The following is a 2,504-nucleotide window of genomic DNA, read 5'->3' on the forward strand; positions in this document are numbered from 1 at the left end:
GTTCGGCGCCACGGTCGCGCCCGGCACCGGAGGGGTGAGCCGGCCCGCGGCGAAGTCGTCGAGGAGCGACTCGACCGTCTCGTGGGCGCAGGTCTTGTTCGTGCCGATGAACCCGGTCGGGCCGCGCTTGATCCAGCCCGCGACGTAGACACCGGGCTCGACCCGGCCCGCCCGGTGCGGGACGGTCGCGCTGTCCTCGTCGAACGGCAGGCCGGGCACGGGCCGGGCGCGGTACCCGACGGCGCGCAGGACCAGGCCGGTCTCCAGGACACGGGTCTCGCCGGTGGGCAGGGCACGCACGGTGCCGTCGTCGTCGGTGCGCAGCGTGGCCGGGGCCACCTCCAGGGCCCGTACCCGGCCCTCGCCGGTGATCCGCACCGGGACGGTCAGGAAGCGCAGCACGATGCGGCGGCGGCCCTCGACCGGTGCGCGGGCGGCCAGTTCGGACAGCAGACGGGTCTTCTCGTCGCCGTCCTGCGCCAGGCCGTCGGGCCGGCCCTCGACGCTCACGTCGACGTCCTCGAGGGCGGTCAGCGCGAGGAGTTCGGGCACGGTGAACGCGGCCTGGGCGGGTCCGCGGCGGCCGAGGAGGACGACCTCGCGGATCCGGCTGCCGCGGAGCGCCGCGAGCGCCCGGTCGGAGATGTCGGTACGGGCCAGGGCGTCGGGATCGGCGGTGAGGATGCGGGCGACGTCGAGGGAGACGTTGCCGTTGCCGATGACGACCGCGCGTTCGGTGCCGAGGTCGGGGTCGTCGTGCGCGCGGTCGGGGTGGCCGTTGTACCAGGCGACGAAGTCCGTGGCGGAAACGCTGCCGGGCAGGTCCTCGCCCTCGATGCCCAGGCGCCTGTCGGTCGCGGCGCCGACCGCGTAGATCACCGCGTGGTGCGCGCGCAGCAGGTCCGCGTGGGTGAGGTCGGTGCCGATCTCGACGCCGAGACGGTAGCCGAAGCCGGGCTGGGACTCGATGGTCCGGAAGAGTTCGGTGACCTGCTTGGTGTCCTGGTGGTCCGGCGCGACGCCGGCCCGGGCGAGACCGTACGGGGTGGGGAGCCGGTCGTAGACGGTGACGCGGACGCCCGGGTGGCGCAGCAGCTCGTCGGCGGCGAAGAGACCGGCGGGCCCGGCGCCGACGACGGCCACGGACAACTCACCGACCGGCAACGTCCGTTGCCGGGGGACGACGTACATGGGTGCGCGGTCGGCGTGCGGATTCTCCCTGTAGTAGGCGGCGTTCAGCTCGATGAACGGCAACTCCCGCTCACCGAGGGCGGTGTGCGGCTTCAGCGCGTCCACCGGGCAGGCGGTCGTGCAGGCGCCGCAGTCCACGCAGGTGCGCGGATCGACGTAGAGCATCTCGGCGGTCGCGAAACCGGGCTCGCCCGGTGCGGGGTGGATGCAGTTGACCGGACAGGCCAGCACGCACGAGGCGTCGGCGCAGCAGGATCGGGTGACGACGTACGGCACGGCGGGCTGGTCTCCGTTCGGGCGTTCGGGGAAGGGCGGTGCGGGGGCCGGTGGCCCGGGCGGCTGCTACTCGGTGAGCGGGGCGGGCTCGCCCCGGAAGCGGGCCGGGCGGCCGTCGATGCGCAGGGCCCGCCAGATCGGGCGGGAGACCTTGTTCATCAGGCCTATCTCCTGGGCGAGCATCCGCACGTCGGAGAAGAGTTCCCGGAGCATCTTCCGGCCCGCCTCGGACTTCCAGAAGACGTCCTTGATCACCCGGTCGGGGATGCCGACCAGTGCGGCCGACTTCTTGTCGGGGATCATGATGACGTCGCACAGGACGCGCATGATCAGCGGGAAGAGGACGGACAGGGCGCCGCGACGGACCTTGCCGAAGTGCGGCACGCGCAGGCGCAGGAACTCGTGGGCGAAGGAGATGTGCCGCGCCTCCTCGGCGATGTGGATCTGCATGATCCGCTGCGGGAGGGGGTGCACCGGCTCCCCGCTGCGCAGGGCGCCCTTCTGCAGGTGGTCGATGGGCTCCTCGCCGGCCAGGATGCCGGTGAAGAACGCCTCGGGGTACAGCGAGCCGAACAGCGGCAGGATCCTGCTGAGTTGGCGGAACCAGCGCTTGCCGCCCGCGGTGTCCACACCGGTGCGGTTGACCAGCTCCTGGAACATCTGGGTGTGGTGGGTCTCCTCGGTGATCTCGTGCGTGAGATACCTGAACTCCTCGTCCCGATTGCCCAGGTGGTAGACGTAGTCCAGCGCCCCGCGCATGAGGAGGTTCTCGAACTGCATGCCCACCTTGGCGATGACCGCCCAGCGCCAGATCCCGATGCGGATCTGCGTCTCGAGCGGCTGTTCCTGGTACCAGGGGTGGGCGCCCAGGGCGTCCGCCGAGGTGAGCACCCACCGGGGGTCGCTCGTGTCCACGGCGAACTCGGGGTCGTCCCACCGGATGTCGGTGAAGGGGTTGAAGTTGACGTTGACGGAGCCCTCGGACAGAGTCCGCAGGCGCTCGTCGTAGCCCTTCCTGCTGAGGTTCGCGGTCATCT

2 protein-coding genes are annotated in these 2,504 nt (G+C 71.7%); both read right to left on the bottom strand.

Annotated elements, in window-relative coordinates:
• The coding region (locus HW445_RS26590; RefSeq protein WP_180223423.1) for an FAD-dependent oxidoreductase at positions 1-1,467 on the bottom strand (1,467 nt) is incomplete at its 3' end.
• A gap of 66 nt (positions 1,468-1,533) precedes the next feature.
• Positions 1,534-2,504, bottom strand: a 971-nt coding sequence (locus HW445_RS26595) for a diiron oxygenase (protein ID WP_180223424.1), incomplete at its 5' end; no start/stop codon positions are given.

This window comes from Streptomyces sp. UH6, assembly GCF_013421635.1.
GTDB classification, from domain to species: Bacteria; Actinomycetota; Actinomycetes; order Streptomycetales; family Streptomycetaceae; genus Streptomyces; species Streptomyces abyssomicinicus.